This is a genomic window from Candidatus Babeliales bacterium (genome assembly GCA_041660205.1).
Lineage (GTDB): Bacteria > Babelota > Babeliae > Babelales > Chromulinivoraceae > JACPFN01.
This window is the reverse complement of record JBAZWT010000004.1, coordinates 1-23,257: the sequence shown is the minus strand read 5'-3', so window position 1 is coordinate 23,257 and position 23,257 is coordinate 1. Positions and strand designations below refer to the sequence as shown.

General features: G+C 34.4%; 19 protein-coding genes. 4 read left to right on the top strand and 15 right to left on the bottom strand.

All coding sequences use genetic code 11. The annotated features are described in order from the left end of the window. Positions 1–143: 143 nt before the first annotated feature. The 3 genes from WC747_01965 (at position 144) to WC747_01955 (ending at position 5,438) form a co-directional block, all read left to right on the top strand. A complete protein-coding gene (locus WC747_01965; GenBank protein MFA5998764.1) occupies positions 144–1,409 on the top strand; it encodes a hypothetical protein in 1,266 nt (421 codons plus the stop codon). Between the two features lie 199 nt (positions 1,410–1,608). After that, the gene (locus WC747_01960) at positions 1,609–3,972 is read left to right on the top strand and encodes a hypothetical protein (GenBank protein ID MFA5998763.1); all 2,364 of its coding nucleotides are present in this window, start codon (positions 1,609–1,611) and stop codon (positions 3,970–3,972) included. Positions 3,973–4,169: 197 nt separating this feature from the next. Then, the gene (locus WC747_01955; protein ID MFA5998762.1) at positions 4,170–5,438 is read left to right on the top strand and encodes a hypothetical protein; all 1,269 of its coding nucleotides are present in this window, start codon (positions 4,170–4,172) and stop codon (positions 5,436–5,438) included. A gap of 295 nt (positions 5,439–5,733) precedes the next feature. Here WC747_01955 and WC747_01950 read toward each other — a convergent pair whose 3' ends face one another. From WC747_01950 to cysS, 15 genes are all read right to left on the bottom strand, one after another. After that, positions 5,734–6,144: a hypothetical protein gene (locus tag WC747_01950; GenBank protein ID MFA5998761.1), complete on the bottom strand. Its 411-nt coding sequence runs from the start codon at positions 6,142–6,144 to the stop codon at positions 5,734–5,736. 327 nt (positions 6,145–6,471) lie between these two features. Continuing rightward, the gene (locus tag WC747_01945; protein ID MFA5998760.1) at positions 6,472–7,104 is read right to left on the bottom strand and encodes a hypothetical protein; all 633 of its coding nucleotides are present in this window, start codon (positions 7,102–7,104) and stop codon (positions 6,472–6,474) included. Positions 7,105–7,112: 8 nt separating this feature from the next. Further along, positions 7,113–8,471, bottom strand: a complete 1,359-nt coding sequence (locus WC747_01940) for a hypothetical protein (GenBank protein MFA5998759.1) — start codon at positions 8,469–8,471, stop codon at positions 7,113–7,115. 252 nt (positions 8,472–8,723) lie between these two features. Further along, positions 8,724–11,549, bottom strand: a complete 2,826-nt coding sequence (locus WC747_01935; GenBank protein ID MFA5998758.1) for an ankyrin repeat domain-containing protein — start codon at positions 11,547–11,549, stop codon at positions 8,724–8,726. A 269-nt stretch (positions 11,550–11,818) separates the two neighbouring features. Then, the gene (locus WC747_01930; protein ID MFA5998757.1) at positions 11,819–12,406 is read right to left on the bottom strand and encodes a hypothetical protein; all 588 of its coding nucleotides are present in this window, start codon (positions 12,404–12,406) and stop codon (positions 11,819–11,821) included. A 150-nt stretch (positions 12,407–12,556) separates the two neighbouring features. Beyond that, the gene (locus WC747_01925; GenBank protein ID MFA5998756.1) at positions 12,557–12,952 is read right to left on the bottom strand and encodes a hypothetical protein; all 396 of its coding nucleotides are present in this window, start codon (positions 12,950–12,952) and stop codon (positions 12,557–12,559) included. A 214-nt stretch (positions 12,953–13,166) separates the two neighbouring features. Then, positions 13,167–13,607 (bottom strand): hypothetical protein, encoded by a 441-nt coding sequence (locus WC747_01920; GenBank protein ID MFA5998755.1) that lies wholly within the window; start codon positions 13,605–13,607, stop codon positions 13,167–13,169. Then, positions 13,607–14,218, bottom strand: a complete 612-nt coding sequence (locus WC747_01915; GenBank protein MFA5998754.1) for a hypothetical protein — start codon at positions 14,216–14,218, stop codon at positions 13,607–13,609. Before WC747_01915 ends, WC747_01920 begins: the two co-directional genes overlap by 1 nt. Then, positions 14,215–17,310 carry a hypothetical protein gene (locus tag WC747_01910; protein MFA5998753.1) on the bottom strand — a complete coding sequence of 1,032 codons (3,096 nt, stop codon included), beginning with the start codon at positions 17,308–17,310 and terminating at the stop codon, positions 14,215–14,217. Before WC747_01910 ends, WC747_01915 begins: the two co-directional genes overlap by 4 nt. 25 nt (positions 17,311–17,335) lie before the next feature. Continuing rightward, on the bottom strand, positions 17,336–18,631 hold the full coding sequence (locus WC747_01905) for an ATP-binding protein (protein ID MFA5998752.1): 1,296 nt from the start codon (positions 18,629–18,631) through the stop codon (positions 17,336–17,338). A gap of 210 nt (positions 18,632–18,841) precedes the next feature. After that, on the bottom strand, positions 18,842–19,054 hold the full coding sequence (locus WC747_01900) for a hypothetical protein (GenBank protein MFA5998751.1): 213 nt from the start codon (positions 19,052–19,054) through the stop codon (positions 18,842–18,844). A gap of 291 nt (positions 19,055–19,345) precedes the next feature. After that, a complete protein-coding gene (locus WC747_01895) occupies positions 19,346–19,555 on the bottom strand; it encodes a hypothetical protein (protein ID MFA5998750.1) in 210 nt (69 codons plus the stop codon). 171 nt (positions 19,556–19,726) lie between these two features. After that, complete coding sequence (locus WC747_01890) at positions 19,727–20,002, bottom strand: NUDIX domain-containing protein (protein ID MFA5998749.1); 276 nt, start codon at positions 20,000–20,002, stop codon at positions 19,727–19,729. Between the two features lie 41 nt (positions 20,003–20,043). Beyond that, positions 20,044–21,174 (bottom strand): hypothetical protein, encoded by a 1,131-nt coding sequence (locus tag WC747_01885; GenBank protein MFA5998748.1) that lies wholly within the window; start codon positions 21,172–21,174, stop codon positions 20,044–20,046. Between the two features lie 176 nt (positions 21,175–21,350). Then, positions 21,351–22,751: a cysteine--tRNA ligase gene (gene cysS / locus WC747_01880; protein ID MFA5998747.1), complete on the bottom strand. Its 1,401-nt coding sequence runs from the start codon at positions 22,749–22,751 to the stop codon at positions 21,351–21,353. 199 nt (positions 22,752–22,950) lie between these two features. Here cysS and WC747_01875 point away from each other — a divergent pair. Continuing rightward, a partial coding sequence (locus WC747_01875; protein MFA5998746.1) for a hypothetical protein occupies positions 22,951–23,257 on the top strand: 307 nt, incomplete at its 3' end.

The following is a 23,257-nucleotide window of genomic DNA, read 5'->3' as shown; positions in this document are numbered from 1 at the left end:
TCGGTCAAGACTTTAAGCAAAAAACAATCTCCTTGGTCGAAAAATGGCTGTAGTTAGCCATTTTTTATGAAAAAGTGTTCCTTTTGTTGCTAAATATTTGATATACTTATTTTTATCTACAAACAATCCAAAATGGGGGATTTATGGGTCAGATAAAAATTCATGATTTTATTGGTTATTTTATACAGCGAGCAAATATCAATAGTATTTTGATGGATGATTTTATCAGAGAATTAGAAAATAATCTTTTTGAACTAAAAATCATGCAATTGACAATTCAATCATTTCAAGCAGATCAGTTATTAAGTTTTGATGCTTTGGTTGGTGATTGGAAATGTCAAACACGAGCATCGATGATAATTGATCTTGCTGATAAGAAAAAAGCAATAAATTCAATATTGTCTGATGAGCTAATAATGATTAATCAAATGTTTGATAGAACGCAACAACGCTTAGATGAAATTAAAAATTATTCACATATAGAGCGCCAAGAATTAAGACAGGTTCTCAAGGGGCGCTATGTGTCGGATATCATGAAAACATATCATATTGATTATGTGCCATCAAAAGAGTTAAGCTTTTTAAGTTTATGCTTTTTAATAACGGCAAAAAATTCAATTTTACCTGTTTTCTCTCTGCACAAGGTAAGCGTGAACAAAATGAAATTTTTGATTAATACTGTAAAAAAAATGCTGTGTAAGCTTTCAATTGAGTATGAACAAAAAGTAGCGACAATATATGGATCCGAAGAGGATCAAATAGCTATTCAACAAATTGAATCCCAGCATGTTCAACAGATGACCGCATTATTTGTTGGATTTCGATCAATATTAAAAAAAATGGAAAATCAGCAACAATCGTTTGTTATCCATGCTACCATTTTTTGTGAATGTGGCGGTGTTCAAAAAACAGAACTGTTATATTTCAACTTTATTGATCATGATTGGAAAGGCTTGCCAATCCCAGATAAACTAAGTCAGGCCGTGATGGTTATTCAAGCATATCAATTTCTAGGATCGCTAGCAAAATTGCAAACTATTTTAGGCGAAGTATCGCCACATGATCCGTTAATAGGCTTTGCACCAGAACATTTGCATGTTTGTTCTTGCCTGCAACCAACAGTTCATACAACGATCAAATCAACGAAAGAGGCTTTGATGGCTTTTTTTGCACAGCATCCACAATTTACGAATGGTGCACCTATAGATTTTGAAGGCTTAGGGCTGATGGATTCTGATTTAAAACGGGAATATGATTATTTATTAACATTGCCAGGATTTAGCATTCATGACATGTCTCATCTTTGCATTCGCCACATGTATGCAGCAACGCTACAAGAGGTGGTGCAAGAGTCTCGCAAACAGCGCGCAATTTTGAGGTCAACAGACGTCAAGACGTCAAAAGCCTAACGAGTGATGTAAACTTTTGCGGCATTGGTCCAGACCACTTGAAATAAAACCGCCTGCAGACACAGTGCAAGCGTTAAAAAGTGGAATTTTATATTATAAATATCGCCATATATTTACACATCTTTTTCACAAATATTGAATTCTGCAAAAAGTATGTTTTATCATGAAACGCAAACTGTTTTTTATGAAAGGCTTATCTATGAAACGTACAAACTTTCTGTCCATGCTCTTATTTTTTGCAGCAGCTCCAGCTCTCATGCTACCAGTGCTACCAAAAGCTACCCCTACTAAAACAGTTCAACCATCTTCCTGCCTGAACAACCCTGCTGTGCCCTACGCGGCACAACTCAAAGCTGCAGTTGCAACCCTGCCGAAACAGCAGCAGCAAGAAATCGAAACCCTCTGGTGCAGCCTGTACAGCGCATACCAGGCTCAATCAAAATCTCCAGTTACCACACCTCAAGCTGTAGCATCAAGTCCAGAGATTGCTAGCGCCTACAAAGCGATTGTTCAAGAGCAACTTTTTGATCGAATGCTGGCGTACCTAAATCCTAAAACTTTCCCTAAACTGCTCAATGATCCTCAAGGCACCGTACATACCAATTACGCAACGCAGCACCTGCGCCAAGCCTTAACCCGTTTAGCATCGATATCCAAGATCATTGAAACTAAAGATGCTCCACAGATCGAATTTATTGGCGACAATCGCGACCTTGGGATCATCGTCAATATTCAAAATAACACCAATGCTGAATTTTCAATTTCTCAAACTTCTTTAGATGGAAAGACCTCGGTACAAATCGGCCAACTCAACCATGGACTCAATGAAGTTAATCTGCACACTGCAGCACTTCAAAGACCTGCAAACTCAAAAGCAGCCGCTACTTCACAACCTTCAAACTTTTCATTTGAAATTACGCAGTCTGAAGCAGAAAGTCCGATTACTATTTCGATTAAAATGATGTCTGGCCAAGAATTTTTAACATTTTTAAAAACTCTACCTCGTGGTAAAAAAGCAATAGAAAAAGACACGTTTGAAATGAACGGACTGCCAACAAGCCCTGAATATTTAGCAAGCCCAAAAGATTGGTATTTGGTTTTAATTCAAAATCCAACGCCTGCAACAGCTGCAGAGCGAGATCCTAATCAACGCATTCAAGCAATTAATATTTCAAAATTAACTGGCCCATACTTGCTCACCATGCAAATCAATCAGCAAGATATTGAAATCAAATCAAGCAATGTCGATGAAACTGATTCAACTAAGACTATTTTCCAACCATCAATTACCAACGTCCAAATTATGAAAAATGCAACGACGCCAACATTAACTCTGCCGCTGCTGATCTTGCCTCAATTTTTATGGAAACTGCCTACAGCGCAAACACTGTGGATGATCATGAGCACAACACAGCTTGCACTTTATTCTAATTTTAAATTCTTTGGAAAAGATAGTTTCGGTGATGCTTTTACTTACTTTAAAAATCTAAGCTGCTTTGATAACCAAAATCGTTATGCCTTTTTTATCAGCCTTACTAATACTTTTTTACCTGATTACGTCATATATAATGCGCCATGGTTAATGGCCAGCGCTATCTATGAAACAAATTTATCAAATTGTTCTGATATCCCACTAATATACACCGGTCAAGATGCTTATGGACATATTGTAGTTAATCAACATAATTTTTATTATATAAATTTTTTAGCAATTTTTACTCCTCAAATTGCTCAAACCGAAACTCAAACATTTTTTAATGAAAAAGGATTTAACATCGCTTATGCTTACCCATTAAGTCAGCTATATTCTTTTATAGTCAATGCTCTTGCAACTGATATAAAAGAAGGAATATTTGGAGCTCTTACAGAAATAACTACTGGTGTATATCAATTAACTTGGACCAATAAAAAAAATAAAGTTATCACATCTCAAGTGCTATACCTAAATGCTCCAATTTCAAACGTTGAAATCTCCTTTGTAAATCAAACAACTAATTGGGTTGGATCCTCTGTTCCAACGCAACTGATTCAATTAACGCCAGGCACAACAACTCACTTTAAAGTAACCTATGAATTTAGCCCTGCAAACAGTAAACATATTTTACTTGCTCAAGCCACATCACCTATTGATAAACAAGCAGTGTTTCTTCCTTTACAATTTACAAAGTACCCTATAAATGAACTGTATGTTGATACTTTTAATACTTTTAACGTCAAACCCTATACTCGATGCTACATTGTTAAAAATGGAATTTTGCCAGAACCTTTAGCAGGGCTTACTCGACAAGATTGGCAATCTGGTATTTATATGGTTCCCGTTGTTAAAAATAATAAAAATCTAAGTAGCAGCAATCCTGGAGCTTTCACAGCTTTATTTTATAAATCTGATAAAACCTATCTAGGAGAAATGACGATTCCTGGCCAATATAACAATCACAATACATCTTCAACTGGCATAAAAGAGCCTGTTCATTCTTATACTATTCATTTTTCCGAGTTTAATTGCCTTAGAGATCTTTATTTATCAACTGGTGTCTTATTGCAATATAGTCAAACAAGCTAATTGTAAGAAATTCTAGGGAATTTTAGGCTTAAAAAGCCTTTATTGCTTCCTACTTTAAGCTAATTTTAAATTAAAAAACTTTCGTTTTTGTCAAAAAAATGGCTAATCAAAGCTATTTTTTTGACAAAACATTCCTTTTATAACTTATTTTTTGCTATACTTATTTTTATCTGCAAATAGTCCAATATGGGGGATTTATGGACCAGGTACAAAATAAAAAATTTGTTGGCTATTTTTTAAAGAGAAATGATCTTTACAAGCTTTCTGTCGTCGAGTTACTTCGCGAATTAAGCAATCATTTATTTGAAGCCCAAATTATGAAACTAGCTATTCAACATTTTCAAGAAAAAAAGTTATATGCCTTTGATAGTTCTGTTGGTGATTGGAAATGCCAAACAAGAACTTCTATGATTATAGACCTTGCACAAGATTCAACATTTATAGAACAATCTTTGCCAAAAGAGTTAGATAAGATAAGTACTCTTATTTTTCATCTAGAACAATTACTACAAAAAATTAATAATTTTAATTCAATAGAGGCACAAAATCTTAGCCGACATTTATTACAAAAAATATCTTTAAATGATTATCTTGCGATGCAGCATATTGATTATGATCCATTAGATAATACAAAGTTCTTAAGTTTATGTTTTTTAACAACGTACCAAAATAATAAATTTTCTGTTTTTACAGAACATCAAATGAGCCTTAATAAATTTAAAGCGGTAATTAATGCGGCTAAAACAATGTTATGCCATTTATCAATTAATTATGAAAAAAAACTTGCAGAACTATATGGATCTACAAATGAGCAAAAAGCTTTACTTCAAATTGAAACAAAAAGCGTTCAGCGAATGACAGCTTTATTTTCTGGATTTCAATCTATTTTCAAAAAAATGAAACTAAAACAGCAGCCTTTTATAACAAACAATATAATTTTTTGTGGTTGTGGCGGCATTCAAATCATCCAGAATAAATTCTTTGCCATTCAAAATAATGAATTTATAGAAACTACTGCACCAACAGATACTCAACAAGAAATTACCGTCATAGATGTTTATCAATTTCCAGGCTCTTTAGAAAAACTTCAAAATATTTTTGGAGCATTAAATTCTCAATCAGGTTTTCCTAAAGAATTTTATAAATCATGTAACTGTACTCAGCCAACGCAACAACAGCCTATTAAATCTATTGAACTTGCCATCATGGCCTTTTTTGCACAGCATCCTCAATTTACCAATGGAGCATCCATCGATTGGGAAGGTCTTGATCTAGTAAATTCAGACCTAAAAAATAATTTTGATGCGCTACGCTCTCTTTCTGGATACAGTTGTCATGATATGTCAAAATTTCAGATCAATCACATGTACCCTTCAACAATTGGTCATGTTTTACAATCTACAGACATCAAAAGCCTAACGAGTGATGTGAATTTCTGCGGCATTGGTCCAGACTGCTTGAAATAAAACAGCCTGTAGACACAGCGCAAGCGTTAAAAAAGCGATTTTTTTTGATAAAAGTTTTACGTTTTTCATATCCATTTCCCCCTTTAGACCCTAATTTTTAAAAGGCTACCCTTAAATGCTGGATTCCGGCTCAAGCCCGGAATGACGTGGTGTTGTTGGTTATTATCATAGCAAAGCCAGCTTTACGCCAGCAAGATTTTTAAAAAAACGGTACCTTTAAAAGGTTTAGGAGGTTTTATTGATGGATTGCCAGTCACAGGTTTAAAATGAATTTAAATGAAGAAAGCCCAGCCTTTTATTTCATACAACAAGCAAAAAGGCATTTTCCACAAAAATTATCGCAACAACAGCTCTGATTCTCAGGATACGGTACTTGAATAACGCAACACGGCAAACAACATTGTATTTTTTTCAAGATCAACATCCCAAAGCTGTCGCCCATAATGTTAACATTTTCACTTGCTATACTACTGCTTGCTAAGCTATCACTTCTAGCTGATACTCCCTTGGACGAAGTTGACCCATAATCGCCGTCTATAGAGGCATGCTCATCTAACTCATAATAGAATCCTGATCTACCATGTTGTATCGTATTTTCAACTGAACGAACAGAAGATACTTCTGCACCAATAGAAGATACTTCACTTGCTTGAAGTTTTATACAACAAATGGCTACTGTAAAAAACAATAGAACTTTTTTATTCATAAGAACCTCTTTAACGCTAAAATTATTGCATCTGTGGATGTTCTACAAAATATTTCACAACAAAACAAATATTCAATCATAGGTATGATTGTGCATGAAAAAGATAACACCAGAACTGGGTCCTCGAATTCCAGGCTTTCAGCCTGCCTGCCGGACGAAGCCTTGGTCTCCTATAGCTTTGGCAGACACGGTTGCCCTTCACTTTTTTCAAACATCGCGAAAAAAATTTACGACCAAACACTAATCCTCACAAGACAAAAAAGTGAATGATGACTATTTTAGAGCTTTTAAAAACAATCTGTTATGAAAATACTATGAACAAACACCTTAAGCTTGAACTTCTTGAATCAATTCTACCAATTTTAAAAGTTGTTGATATTTTGAAACAAGTTCATTATTTCTATTAGGATCTAAGGTGTATGCATTATGTGCATATACCAAAAGCACAAGATAAGAACATGAAGTGATACCTGATGCGAATAAGACTTGATCTTTGCACTTTATTTTATTCCTATGCAGAGAATTCCATGAATCCCAATAATCTGACCGTTTGATATTTTCTTGTATCCATTTATTTTCAATGTCAGCAATTGCTCGATCTACCCGTGCACTCTTTTTATAAAAATAGTACATACCATATGTACATGCTGCGGCAATCATTAAAGAAGGTAAGGTTTTTTTTAAAGCTCTTCGATCAAAAGAGTATTTATTTTTTATTTGCGATTCCAGGTATTTTATTTCATACGTGAGAGATTCATGCAACGAAATCAACACTTTTTGAGTAGCACCTTTATTTTTTTTATTACCGTTTAATTTTTTTACGGTTGCATGCAAATCATTTTGTAGACTTACCATTGAATCCTTAGGGATTCGTTCTATAAATTCAGCTATGCGGTCAAAGCCTAAAGAAACTTGATAGGAACTAAAAAAACTCATAAAGATACATAATAATTTTTTCATATTTTTGTTTATTGTACCTTGTTTAATAATTCATAAATTTCATCAGCCATTAAAACTTTATGTTCAACTAAAGCTTGAGCAAGAGCAGTAAACCGTACTCTATGCCGCTTTAAAAGGTTTAAAGCACGCTCATACTCTTGCTCAATAATTTTTAAAGGATCAGCGTTTTTATCTTCAGCGGCCACGATACATGCAAGTTTATAAGCATCCTTGTAATCAGTTGATTCTGTCCAGATAGTGTTTTTAGATAAAAACAGTTCTTCTCCTGCATATCCTGCCAAGCACATACAAATTTCATTTAAAATTTCTTTTTGATTGTAAATCATATTGCGCCACCGTGATAGCGTTCGTGTTAATCCAAGATGCTTATCACGCGCAAGTGTTGATACTTTATCCAAAGTAAATTGAGTATTGAAAAGCATAATAATTATTGCATGTCCAGACTCATGGTATGCAGTAAGCTCTGGATCATCGTTGTTTCTGACTGTGCCATACATTACATCATCAATAATTTCACTTGCTGTTTTAATTTTGATTTTATCGACATTTACAGCAATGCTATTCATGATTTGTTCACGAAGTGATATTAATTTTTTTTCTGTAAAGCCTGAAGTCCTAAGCGCAAGATCATATGAGCTGATATGAGTATGTTTTAAAATTGCTTTAAATAAATATTCTATAATTGCTGCGCGAATAGTTAATGAACACGAATCATCAAGCACGTTCGTAAATGCTGGAGTAAGCGTTATCGGCAATATTTTAGTATCTGAAATAATTGCACTACAAATAACAGGATCATTGTAATCGGCAAGCTTTTTAGTCTCAATTAATAATTGATTTTTTATAGCTTCAATTTCTTCGTTAATATATTGTTCAAATTGAATATTTTCACGGGAGAATTTTTGCGGAATAAGACCTTCAAGATTTTTTAAAATAATCAGACAAGGTACCCCTTGTCGCTTTATGTAATTAAAAAAGTTGCTTACCTTTCCAGCACTTTCATGCAAATTTCTTATCCAGCCGGTTAAAGAATCGATTTCATATCGGCCGATAAAATCATAAACGTCGATGTGAAAACATTGACCATTAAGTTCGTTGCTTAACGCTTGAACAAATAGTGACTCCATACCTCCCGTAAATAAAACACCTTTGGAGTAATTTTTTTTGTTTTTAGCATGCTTAATTGGATCCTGTACATAATCTATAAGATCTTTAATCTGAGCTGCTTGCTTATGTGACTTAAGAAGAAAGTCTAATTTTTGCGTATTTGGTTCTTGTTTACAGTAGTCCCAATAATGCAATATTTGGTATATTGCTCGAACAATAAGCGACATATAAATCACACTACCCACAACCACTAATCCCATTATGAATCCGTCATCGTTGTTTTTTTGCCTGTTATAATTCGTTTCGCATTCTATAGGTCTAGCTGCCTGTAAAGCTATGAGAAAGATGAGAAAGATTTTTTTAATGTTCATAGTTGTTGTTGTAAATAATGATTATGTAGTTCAATATAAGCTTACTAATGCCACATTTTTTACTCAATTAGCTTTTTTAAACTCTTTTAAAATAATAAATTTATACAAAATTTTTAAACTTTTTTTAAAATCCGTATTGTTTTATGTTTTTGATCTTGCCCCATGTCTCTTGAGTAAAGCAATGATCTCTTTATCTGCATTACAACAAAGAGCGAGATCGAGAACCGTTTTATTATCATTGGTTATTGCTTTAACATCTGCTCCTGCTGCAATTAATTCTTGAACAATTTTAATTTGCAAACTTGCCTTAGGCAAGAAAGCAACATGCAATGGTGTATAGCCTTCTTTATCAAGAGCATTTACATCAGCGTTATATTTCAGCAATTCCTTTACAATTTCTGCATTACCTAGATACGCAGCATAATGTAATGGCGTCGCACCATCACTCTGCTTCTTTACATTTACATCAACTTTATGAGCAAGCAGCATTTGTACAATTTCTAAAAACCCGAACTGCACAGCTGCATGCAAACTAGTAAATCCATTGTTCATTGGTGTGTGTACATCTACGCCATGTAAAATCAGTGTTTTAATGATTTTAGGATTTTTTGAACAAAATGCTAATTGCAATGGTGTATAATAGACATTCAGACTTTTTGCATTAACATTAGCTCCAGCCACCACAAGCATTTTAACAATCTCTACAAACCCCTTTTCAACAGCATACATAAGTGCTGTCTCCTCAAATACATTGCATGCATTAATATTTGCTTTATGTAAAATCAATGTTTGGATGACCTGAATCTGACCATAGTCTGCGGCAAGATGTAATGCTGTTGATTGATTTTTTTTCTCTCTTACTTCGATATTTGCACCATATCCAAGAAGTAATTTTACAATTTCAACATCGCCTCTTAAAGCAGCTATATGTAATGGATAATACCCATCATTGTTTACTATTTCTGTATTAGCACCATCTTGTAGCAATATTTTTACTGCAACAACAGATCTATCAAAGATAGCTCGATGTAAAGCAGTGAACCCATCAGAATCTTGCATATCAATGTTTGCGTTATCATTTTGCACAGACACGTGATTAACTTTTTTACTTGATGCTGTAACGTCAGATGAGCTTAAGTTGTCATCATCTTCTAAGCTTTTGCCATAGTTGTAAACCAAATAACTCACAATAGCCACAAAGCAACCAATGGAAAACAATACTCGCCGATCTTCTGAGGCATCACTGATTTTATAGTCAGCAATTCTTTTTAATTCAACCGCCTCCCCTTGAACACTGGTTGACTCACTGGTTGGCTTGTCAGCAATAATTATTGGCGATTGTTCCATTGCCTTTTCATGATTAAAAAGACTCTTATATGCAATAAAAAGCGATGCCCCTAGTCCAGCAACAGAGAAAGCAACTCTATGATCACGAAAATGCTTTTTAAAGGAATGATCCCACAATCCTTTTATCGCTCCATACCGCAACTTTTGTGCAGTCGTACCCGCACCTGCATCAAGAAGAACTTTAAGCGATTTTAGACTATTGTATTCTATAGCTACATCCACAGGTGTTTTACCATCTACATCTTTTACATTAAAATCTGCCCCTTTTTCAAGAAGAAGTTTTAGCATATCTGCATGATCATTCACCGCAGCGATATGTAAGGCTGTTCTTTTACTATATTCACATTTTTTATTAACAATCACCCCATTATCGAATAAAAATTTTACAATATCTTCGGCATTTCTAAAAACAGCCCTATATAAAGGAGTTTCACCAACATACCTAGCTTTAGACTGTGCATTCACATTTGCACCATTCTTAACAAGCTTTTTTACTTTATCTAGATCACAAGCATCAATAGCGCTAAATAAAGAAGCATCAATATCTTGATCTTCATCAACATGCGGTCCATACCGCAACCTTTGCTCAGTCGTACCTGCACCTGCATCAATAAGAACTTTAAGCGATCTTAGACTATTGTTTTTTATAGCTACATCGACAGGTGTTTTACCATCTACATCTTTTAGATTAAAATCTGCCCCTTTTTCAAGAAGAAGTTTTAATATCTCTGCATGATCATAAATCGCAGCCATATGTAAGATTGTTTTTTTAGTATATTTAGATTTTTGATTAACACTCACTCCATTATCGAGTAAAAATTTTACAATATCTTGGGCATCTTTAAAAATAGCCCTAAATAACGGAGTTTCGCCAACAGGCTTAGACTGCGCATTCACATTTGCACCATCTTTAACAAGCTTTTTTACTCTAGCTAGATCACGAGCATCAATAGCACTAAATAAAGAAGCGTCAATATCTCGATCTTTATCTTGATCTTCGTAACTTTTTTTATATTTATCAGAATTTATTTCTGACGCGCTCTGATTTTCACTTAAAATATCTTTTGCTTTATTCACTTCTTGCATAGCTTTATCACTACCACCAGTATCAGGATGGGCCTTTAAAGCAGCTTTACGAAAAGCCTTTTTTATATCCTCTGGTGATGCATTTTTAGACACGCCTAAAATAGTTGCTGCTTGCTGACGTGACATTAACCGAGATATTGTTGGCCTAAACATACCTGATGAACCACCTCGTAGTCCGTCCCAAAATCTTTTTTTTTGAGTTGACTCCTGCATCTGGGAAACCTGTGAAACATCATAGCTAGGCTTCTCAAAAACATATGAAGGTTTCATCTTTGGCATTAAATATACTGGTTGTGCTGTTTGCTGCTCTTGCATAAATTCTTCTTGCGCATTTTGCAGCACCTCTTGGCTTACTGTTGCTTGTGGAATTGCAACATATTGACCAAGCAATGGAACACTAAAATTCGTACTTCCTTGAGCCATCCAGAATGACGGAACCGTTGGAATAGTAACAGCTGGTTTCATCGCAAAAACCGATGATTGATGTAATGCTATCAAGCACCATAGATAGATATAGCTCTTGAAACTATTCATTATAAAACATATTTCTTATTACTCGATGTCTTCAAATGCATGTGAAAATGTTTCATATTTTTTACCCTTAAGTAGACCCTAAAAAACGTATTCTAATAATGTTTATTATATCAAGCACACCGATTTATAAAAGAAGCATTATTGATTTTGCTCATAAAAAAATCCACCCAACTTCTCCTACTACGCAGTGCATAACAGCAAGCTATGAACTTACAACATATTCCTGCAAAATTAGTTTCGTAAGGCTTCGCCAATTATTAATATGAATTTTAATTTTGGGAATTGCTGGACAGGCTGTAAATTTGCACCACCGTATGTTGGCAAGCTACAACAGATCGACCATTTACGGTAACTTTAATCATTAAACCTTGAAGAGATTGAGCCTCATCAAAATTTTCTTTTTTGACTAACTCAATAATCTTTTGCGCACGAAGCGGCGCTAAGAAACGATATTTCCATATTGATGAAAATACGTTCAATGAATTATTTTCTACTTTAAATCCAAATGATAATGGCAAAATCCATTTGACGCATGCCCATCTTTGCACAAGCACATTATCATCTGATAAAAAAATGCTCGCCATCGTAAACAAAGATGGATGCAGACATATATCATTTTCAATTAGATGTACAACTTCATAACCAGGAATTTCAACGGTCATATTATGAATACCAAATAGACGCTTATCTCCACCTATGCTGCCATCTTTGTTATTTAATATGTTGTATTGTATTGAAGTAGCGCAACTGCCGGTAAATATTGTTTTAAAGGTAATTTCTTCATCGTTCATATAAAAACAATCTGTTTTATAAAATATAAACAATGAAGCAAAGATAAATATTGTTTTTTTGTTCATGAACACAGTTCCTCGTTAAAATGTATAAAAATATTTTTTGGTCAGTAATTGGTGTAACAAAAATTCACCCCTTACTCTGCCACTGCTACGCACTGCTTTGCAGTTAGCTACGAAGCACCACGTAGAGTGGATTTTAATTTTTTATCAGACTTATTCAATAAATCTTACTTTTGGTTCATAACGAACAATGACATCAATAATTTCATCGTATCCAATAACGCAAAAGTGCATAAATGGAAATTCTTTGGAATACTCACAAGATTTTTCTGATAACCATGAAAGATACTCCGAATTACTCACCTTAAAAAAACTCCAATCTCCATAAAATTCTATACCATATTTTTTATTCAAATCTGATATAATTTTAAAAGAGAAACTATCATTCGTATATCTATATGTGTCAATACATCCATCAAACAAAATTTCTATTTTTTGTTCGCCTTTAGACAATTTTATAATTAAACCATCTTCTAACATCATTAGACCATCAACATAAAATTTTCCAGACACCTCTTCAAGAGGGTGCCAATGTTTCCACTCTTCCATAATTTATCCTCCAAAGATATTTTTAAGTTTCACATCTAATTTTTATAGGCTTATAAGGTAGAATTTCTAGTATATGATTTTTTCTCATAGAGATATCGATCATAAAAATAAAATTCGTATCTTATTTTTTTATCTCACTAATTGGATTGCTTCTAACAATATTTCTACTTACTGTATTTTCAATAGTAATACTTTTACAGTATGTATTTAAAATTTATTCTATATTATTTACTTTTGGCTTATATTCAATAAATCTTACTTTTGGTTCATAATTAGTAACGATATCAATAACTTCATCGCCTCCCAAAATACAAAAATGTATAAACTGTATTTGATCTGACCAAGTACGAGATTTATCTGAAAGCCATTTTAAATATTCTGAATTAGTTACCTTAAAAAAACTCCAATCTCCATAAAAATCATCGCCATATTGATCTGAAAGATCCCCAAATATTTTAAAACAAAAACTTTCATTGGTATATCGAAACGAGTCGATATAATCATCGAATAGAATCTGTATTCTTTTTTCCTTTTTTCCACTAATTAATTCTACAACAAACCCTTTTTCTGACCATGCAAAATAATCAAGATAATATTTTCCTGACAATCCATTAATAGGTTCCCAACGTGTCCATTTTTCTCTTGCTGTTACCATCACTCAACGCCTTGCTCATCAGCAGGATCATACAACGTAAAATCCGATTCAAATTCATTATCTGCTGGGCAGCGCCAAACCCTGGTACGTTTCTCAGGATGAGCTTTGACATACTCTTTCCACCGCTTAAAATAATTTAAATAAATTTTATGTTCACGATTCATGATCGCGACATCTTCATCAGATAATTCATCTTTTTCAAGGATATCGACAAAGCCATTATCATGCTCACGAAAAATTACATAGTTCGGCTTACGTTTATAAATTCCTTGCCACTGTTGCTCCAAAAACTCATAATTGTCACGAAATATTCGTATTGCTGGCATCTCTGGAAAGCGCTTACGCCCATATTCATGATATTGTTCACTTTTTTCTTCATCAAAAGCAAATGATTCTTTTGGATACCGTGTCGACGAAACAATAAATTCTTTTAGATGCATTGTCGACCAAATAATAACTTTTCGAGGATCTTTTTCGTCTTCTTTAAGATTAATCCAACGCTCTTGATTGTCTGTTAAAAATTCAAATAAACCCTCTAATGGCAAATTACGAGTAAAAACCTTTTCTATATAGCCATATTGATCATGAAAATAATAAAATACATATCTCATCGTACACCTGTATAATTTGGATAAGCAGTAACAACATGTCTATTTATTGTATTTTCAATTGCAGCACAAGTATGATTTAACGGTTCAAGATTAGTAATTATTTGTAACTCAAACCCATCATGAGTCATTACTTTCAAAGGCCTTACAACCTCAGGATTCAATAATCCATTTCTCATTGCTTCTTCACACGCAGCTTTCGTTTCTTGCGCTATTTTTTCAACAGTCCAATGGGGTGGAAATTCACTATGTGTAAACTTACCGCCCGTACATAAGTCTTTCACTTTATATTCTTTACACCCATTACCAAACTCTAGGAAAGATTCAATTGCAACTAATCCCTCTTTTTCAAGCTTACTCATAGTTCCAGCCAAATGCCCACCTGTTAGCTTAACGGTATGAAAAGCCCCTTCGCCATCTTTTATTAATTTATATTCAACATTAACCATATGCTCAAGATCCATACAAACCGACATTTCTGCGCTACCTGCAATCTGTTGCATTTTTTTACATTCCTCAAGCAAAGCGGACTCAATTTTTGTATTTACTTTAGCGCAAGCTTGCTTAAGATAATAGTCAATATTATTAAGTAGATCAGGTTTCTCCTTAGAAATTTTATAGCCAAACTTTTTAAGCTGATCAAATGCATCCTCAAGTGAAAGTATTTTGCACCGTACTGACGATTGTTGCGTTCCTTTTGATCCAGAAGCAACCTTGCCCCCGTTTTTCCCAGCTTCCATCAATTCACCAGCAAGGCTCTTGGCTACCTTCTCTTGCGCAACTAGTTCCAATTGTTCAGCTGCTTGCATAACTTCACGCGCTATTCCTTGATCCTCAGCAAGACTAGCAATACCCTCTAGCGTACGCATGCCCTTAGCTTGCGATCGAATTATGCCACAAGCTCCACCGACCGCTTGAATAATTTTGTCAGCCGACTTAATATTAGAGCCAAACCGAACCAATGCTTCAAGCCTTTCTGGTCCAGTAGAATTTTCTATTTTTTCACCAAGCGTTTTTAATACGGCAACAACTTTTGCATTTCGTTTATCACGCATAGGTTCATAAATTTCTGGGCACTCCGAAACCATGTCAGGATCATTAAGCACTAATGTTTCTGAAACATAATAAAGCGCCTTACCAAGTCCCTTAATTGTTTCATCAAAGTGCACAACCATATCAATATTATCTAAAATAACACCTTTAACTAATCCAGAAACAACAGCTTGTGCATACGGCATTACCGCTGTAGTTATCTCTTGCGCTAATTTGCCCACCAGATAAGCAACATCTGTCAACTGTGAAGCCAACAGAACTTCGTTATTTTTATTTGCATCGTGAGCAGCATCTGCTGCATAAACAACCGTTGAAATTAATGTACTTTTATATGGCAATTGCGCTTGCAGTGTTGCAGCTTGTGACAAAATATCACACGTCCTACCGTGTAAATATTGTTGTAAAGCTGTACCATGAACACCTAGATAATCTTTAGGATCAATACCATGCGCTGCTAAAATGTCTGCTACTTGCGGAGTAAGATTATACTGTTGATCATATGGCATGTAACCTTGCTTAATAGTTTCATCTAACGCTTCCTGAAGATCATTCCGCCCTTCTTCATTTATACTATAAAAATCACCTAAATCTTGATGACCTCTTACCGTCTGATCATGCAAAGCAATAGCCTCTTGCTCCTGCTTGTCTTGTAGAGCCTGAGCTTCTTGCGAGGCAATTTTTATTTTTTCACCAGCAATTTTTTGAGCTTGTTTAAGCTGTACATCACATTCTTTTTGACTATCTTTTAATATTTGAAGATCTTCGGTCTTCTGTGCTATCTGTTCTTTTAAAGCCGTTCGCTCAGTCCAAAGAGAATTTATGGTACTTTTATTGAACCATCTACCAACCCATGTTCTTTCTTCATAAAAATACCTTAGTTGCTTTTCAACCGTGTAAAGACTGCTTTTTAATTTACTAAGATCCTTTTGCACTTGAACAACAGAACGGTCAAATTTTCCTTTATTTGTCGCGAGATCAGTTATCTCTTTTTCTATCGTATCAATAGATTCATTTTCTAGCTTACTACTGATAGAATCACGCACTTCTTGCTCAAATCTAGAAATTCTCCAATTACATTCTTCTATAGCAGCTTCTCTTGATTCTATTTCTAATTTTAAATCTAACGCCTCTTTTGCTTTATAATAATCTTGAGGGGTCCAGCTATTTTGGGCATCACGTAGTGCTGATCCACGAGTCTCACCATATTTTTCTGGATTAATAAATAAATCAATCCTAAAATTTTGTTGTGTTAAAGACAGAAGTTTGGTTTTTAATGCGGGAAGGGGCTGCTCAAGATCAGCTTTTTTATCCGATAGTTCTTGACGCGATGATGAAGAACAAGATTTCACAAACTCTGCTATTTTATCTTGAACGATTGTTGAAAAATTTTCATAATAATAAAACACTTGTTTTTTAACATTTTCAAAAAACGTTCGCTGTATCTCTTTTACTTTATAATTATGAGAACTTTCAGACAAATATTGTTCCTGCTGGCTGTTATTACTCGATGATCGATTAGAACCAGATGATGGATTAGAACAAACAGCTCCAACTGATGATGAGTCTGGAAAATCAGCTCCATTAATGGCTAGGTACGCATCACCATTTTTAGGATCTAGATATACTCGACAGTCACTTTTATCACATTTACAATCCATTGCGACAAAATTATTTGCAAATTGATCGTGAGATTCATTTACAAATTGATCGTTAAATTCACGTACAGATTGATCGTGAGATTCATTTACAAATTGATTGTGAGATTCATTTATAAATTCATCGTGAGATTTATTTACAGATTCATCGAAAACCACGAGAGGCATCATCGTTGCGACCAAAGTACCAAAAATAAAAGGGAATCTTGCAACCGATGAATTATGAAAAGATGCTGATTGGTTCACCATTCTTGCCACCGCAATTTGAGCGACTTGCCTTTTTGGAAAAACATTTACCAACGCAACTTGACCAACTTGCCTCATGGGCAAAACAGATGAAAAAGCAAATGATGACAGCAATAATGCTTTTTTTATTGTTTTTAACATAGAAAGTTCCAATTGTGTGATATATTTAGGAAATTTTTGAACCAATCCATTTATAACCTTTTTTACAACCTTCATAACCTTCTATACAAAGATTTTTAGAACCATAGCCAGCTCCCGCAACAATTGGTCCAACAGGTATTCCTAGAATTGACATATTAATTAACGCTTGTTTTACTATCTGGTCACCACTAGCTAGCCTATCAGCAATTGCTTTAGTTTGATCCATTGTCTCTTTTTGAATAGCCTGTCCCTTTTCTTGAATAGCCTGTCCCTTTTCTTGAATAGCCATATATCTATGTGCAATATACAGGGTCGACACTAACCCAGCAGCAGTCAAAGACCTAGGATCAAGGCAATACTTTTTAAAAGCATGGCCCAACGACGTTCCTATTGCTCTTGCTAATTTTCGTTTAGGATTTTTTTTGATCTTATTGATTTCAGTAGCAATATCATTAGTTTTATCGCTTTTAACTAACTTATTTATTCGCTCTACTAAATTTTTCAGCTCTCTGTTAGAACAACCTTCTGTTTGCTGAGCAATGCTGAAAGCTGTAATCGATTCCAGTGGATATTTAAGATTGTATTTATCTTCATAATAAGATAAAGTCGCTTTTCTGTCTTCTAGGTTTGGTAAAGGAAACTCAACCATAGAAGTTTTTTTGGTAATTTGATCAGGCAAATTCTCTGTTCCATCGATTGTACCAATAACAACCATTCCATTATTTCTAAAATTATTTAATCGTTCCCAAAATTCTATAAGAGTATTATTTCCATGATCATTTTTGACAATATCTCTTCTAGTCAGCGCCTCTAATCCATCAAATATGATAACACATGGTTTGCTTAGTCTTTCTTGTTCGCATCTAGCAAATTCAAATATTTTCCGCAAATTTTCCGCATCTGAAACATCTCCCGCATTAAAAAACAAACATGGAATTTGATTTTTTATTGCAATTGCTTGAGCTAGAGAAGTTTTTCCAGTTTCAAGCATACCACGCAACATAATATTTTTTTGATCAGCACAAAACATATTTAATTTAATATCAAAAATTGCATCCTTTACCTTCCGTGGATAAGTTGCAAGTACAGCTTCTGCTAAATCTTGATCTATATTTAAACGACGAGCACCAGGAATACCTTTTTTTACGAGATCTTGATAAAGATCTTCCTGCTCTTTAAAGTATTTTTTATATACTTCTGCTTTCGCCTTCTTCAAACACTCTGCTGTTTCAGCTTTTTGATCTTCTGATGCTTGTATGCATCCAAATCCGTACAACAATAACAATGAATTGATTAAAACAATACTGTGAAAATTTTTCATATTTTTACCCTTACGTAAACCCTAAAAAACGTATTTAAATCATATGTATGATACCAAACACGCCAAGTTAATTTTTATATTGAAATTCTATTTATTAAGACAAAGAAATTATTAAAACGAACAAAGTATCATCCACCTATAAAAGGTGGAAAAATATCCATGCTGAAATAAACAATCGATAAATTCTACGAGAATTTAAATATATTTTTGTTATGATTTTTCACTGAAAAATCTAAAAATAGATCCAAAAAATATAAAACCAAATGAAAAGATAGCAATATCTTGCACAGATAATTGATGAGATTTTCTGAACTCAAAAAATATTGCAATTTTGTATGATACAGCGAACGCTATAAAATAAGCCAAAAGATTATATATCTGTTGCTTTAGACAATCACCGAAAAACATTATTTGTTTTTTCATGATAGTGGACTCCTTGAAAGGTTTTTGGTTATTGGACACTGCTTATTGTTTCCCTTCAAAACACTCCACCTTTGATTGAATCAATCATACAATAATACAACCAAACTTCAATAAGAAGTTTAGATATATTTAATAAAATGTATTTATCTTATAGGTAAATACATAATAAATTCTTCACTAGGAGCAAGTATTGTACGTTATAAAAATATTAAAAAATAAACCCTTACTTCGCGTTATTTCATAACAAGCTTCGTAAGGCTACGCTGGGCACTGTGGCGGACTCAGATCAAATTATTTTAATTTTTTATCATGCACATCAACGCCCAAAGCCGTAAGCTTATCGCGCAGCTCATCAGACAATTTCCAATTTTTATCAACACGAGCTTGCTCACGTTGTTGCAAAAGTTGTTGAATTTCAAGAGTTAAGGCAACTTGCTTTTCAGGTATGGCTTGCAATGAAAAATTACTAGAAACAAAACTCGCCCTGGAACTATGGCTCATTATACCATAGCGACAGAGCGAATAATATTTTTTCAGATTTATAACTTTTGCTGAAATTTATCTTGTAGATAAGCAATTATAGGTTTATCTGGCTCAGGAACAGGATAAGAAATTAAATCGCATGGAGACACCCAGTGAATCTGCAAATGCTCTCGCAGTTCCAATTTTCCATCAAAAGAAGGCATGGTACGCCCGCATTACATACGGTGTATCCTTGTGCTCAAATGGAACATCGCACAAATGTTCACCAACAGTAGCGTTTATACCAAACTCTTCATTGAGTTCTCGCGCAAGACACTCCTGATCAGTTTCAAAGCCTTCCAATTTCCCCCCAGGAAATTCCCATTTTCCATAAAGAGAATCTTGTTTCCCGCGCTGAGCTAAAAGAAATAAACCGTCTCTTTCTATAACAGAAGCAATAACTTTTTTTCTATTTAAAATCTGCATTCTTATATATCCATTTTTGAAAAAAAATTATTAAATAATTCTTATTTTATAATCGGTGGCAGATAATTTTTGAGTGGCGTACTTGGATTTTTATGTGTTCCAGTTTTATGAGCAGGACACAGCACACAATCTTCTTTCGCTCTATCGATATATAACTCATAATCTTTTTTAGAAAAATATCCCTCAGGAGATGTGATATAACCAAAATCAGTTTCTCGAGGATTATGTTCAAAACCTCTATTGACAGCAATGTCTTTCAAACATTCAAAGCAATATACATAATCAGCTGCAGCAGCATCAGCGCCGATTTCCTTTTTGATTTGAGCAGCTCCAGGATTATTCTTGTAATCCTGATCTATATCAAAATAACTTCCCTTCATTCTTTTATTTTGACGATGATGTTCTAATTCATGAGCTATTCCATGAACTAGACAACTTCTAGGCCACTGCTTATATTCATTGCGTATCAAAACTGTCTTACGTATGGGTAGATACATTAACGTAGTGCCAGCATGTCTAGATTTTTGACTTTCAGTTAACTCATTAAATGGAGGTAGAATGCGAAATCTAACATTATCTGTTATTCCATAATCTTGTTTTATTTTCAAAAAAACTTCATATAATTCAGGATCTATTTTTTCAGCATCGTTTGAATACTCCAACAATGCCTCATCTCCAGGTTGATTCGCTAACATTTTTTGAAGATCAACAATCATTTTATCTGCAGAACGTAATTGATATACAAGAATCATCGTGGCCGCAAACCAACTAACTTGGACAACGTTTCCAGGATTACGAAAATACATTTTAAAGACATGCTTCCACGTTCCCTTTTCTCTTTCTAATTTTCGTTTGGGATCTTTTTTGATCTGTTCAATTACAGTAGTAAAATGATGGAGTTCGACAACTTTGTCACCTCTGCTTGATCGTGCTAGCGCAACTCCTCGATCAACTACATCTCGTAACTCTTTATAAGTAAATCCTTCTGTCTGCTGAGCAAGAAACCTTGTTAAAGAATCGGTATTTTCTTGATTAATTCTTGCCTGTTCAACACGGTTCTTTTCGTATGCTTTATCTTTTTCAGATGTTTCAAATGGTGATGATTGTAAGCATCCAAATCCATACAACACCAAAAATGAATGGACTAAAACAATACTGTGAAAACTTTTCATATTTTTACTCTTAAACAGATCCTAAAAAACGTATTCTAATAATGTTTATTATATCAATCACATCAATTTATAAAAGAAGCATTATTGATTTTGCTCACAAAAACTTAATCATCTTAAAAAAATAAACCTGCGGTTTTTAAGTCGCAGGTTTATTTAACAAATTAATTCAGATCAAATTATTTCAATTTTTTATCATGCACATCAACGCCCAATGCCGTAAGTTTATCGCGCAGCTCATCAGACAGTTTCCAATTTTTATCAACACGAGCTTGATCACGTTGTTGCAAAAGCGATTGAATTTCAGGAGTTAAGGCAACTTGCTTTTCAGGGATGGCTTGCAGAGTCAACCCCATAACTTCGACCAAGAATTGCTTAACTTGCGCCTTACTTTGTTGATCTTGGGCAAGGGCTTGTAACTGCTCAAAAAGAATTCCGAATGCTCCTGACGTGTTTAAATCGTCCTCTAGGCATTGTATCATTTCTTGAATGACGGGGTTGGAATTGATGGATCCCCCCAGGCTTCCAGGCTTCGCTTTCAGCTTCGCCGGACACAGTCGTGTTTCATTGCATTCGCTTACTACGCCGGGCACGACGGGTAAGGAATCCAAAAAGAATGTAACTAATCGTTTGTATGCTTTTTCTGTTGCAGTTAAATCTTCAAAAGCAAAATCTAATGGATTGCGATAATGATGTTTTAAAAAGTAAAAGCGAATAACCATAGGATCAAACTGCTCGAAAACTTCATGCAGTGTGAAAAAATTATTGAGCGATTTCGACATTTTTTCTTTGTTGATTCGAACGAATGCATTATGCAGCCAGTATTTCACAAACGGTGCAGGATACAAACTTTCAGATTGAGCAATTTCATTTTCATGATGCGGGAACATCAAATCCATGCCGCCACCATGAATATCAACAGCACCTTTAAACAGATCGTGTGCCATTGCTGAACATTCGATATGCCAACCTGGTCTTCCTTGGCCCCATGGGCTGTCGTAACCAACTTGATCATCTTTTTTCCACAATGCAAAATCTAATGGATTTTCTTTGCATTCATCAACTTCAACTCGTGCACCCGATTGCAGATCTTCAATTTTTTGTTTTGAAAGTTTTCCATAATCAGCAAATGTATGCACTCTAAAATAAACGCTTCCGTCCTTTTCATACGCAGCACCTTTTGCAATTAAGCCCTGCGTAAAAGCAATAATTTGCGGGATCATTTGCGTAACGCGCGGCTCATGTTTTGGAGCCACACAATTCAACTGTTTCATGTCGCTACCAAACGCTTGAATGTAGCGATTTGTGATTTCGTGAAAGCGAGAGATGTCACCAAATTCTTGCTGTGCACGTTTTAAAATTTTATCGTCAATGTCGGTAAAATTACGAACGTACGTAACGTCATAACCGAGAAAAGTTAGCAAACGATATACTAAGTCAAATGTGACATAACACCGCCCATGGCCGATATGTGGATAATCATATGGAGTAATTCCGCAAACATACATCGCAACTTTTTTTGGATGAGTGGGAGAAAAAGCTTCTTTTTTTTGACTTAATGTATTGGTAAAAACTAACATAGGTAACATCTTTTCTTAAATTTGACTTAACGTATTGTTAAAAAGTAACACAAAAAACTTCTTTTATAAAATTAAATATCATTTGAAAAAATGTACCCAATTTTTAAAAAAAATAGTATCATGGAACAATCTAAAAGCATTAACTTTCAAGCTGGGTTGCAGCAACCCAAACTTAGATTTCAATTCAGGAGAAAATTGGATGGCACTTGAGAATAAAAAAATGGTAGCAAAATTGTTTCTAGTAACCCTTGGCTTTCATTTTTTATCAGAAACAGTTCGAGCAGATACAGATTTAGACCAAATTCGAACCAATAATGACATAGATAAACAAAAAGTAGAAAAAAAAGTAACGTTAGCATCAAACAAAAAAAATCCCCAATCAAAAAAACCTACCATACAAACATTCCCCCAAGCAATTGATTATGCTCAGCGACTTGAGCTACATGAATCACATCGAAAAATCAGAGACATTCATGTTTCTGGTAACCTTGCTATTTCAAAAGATT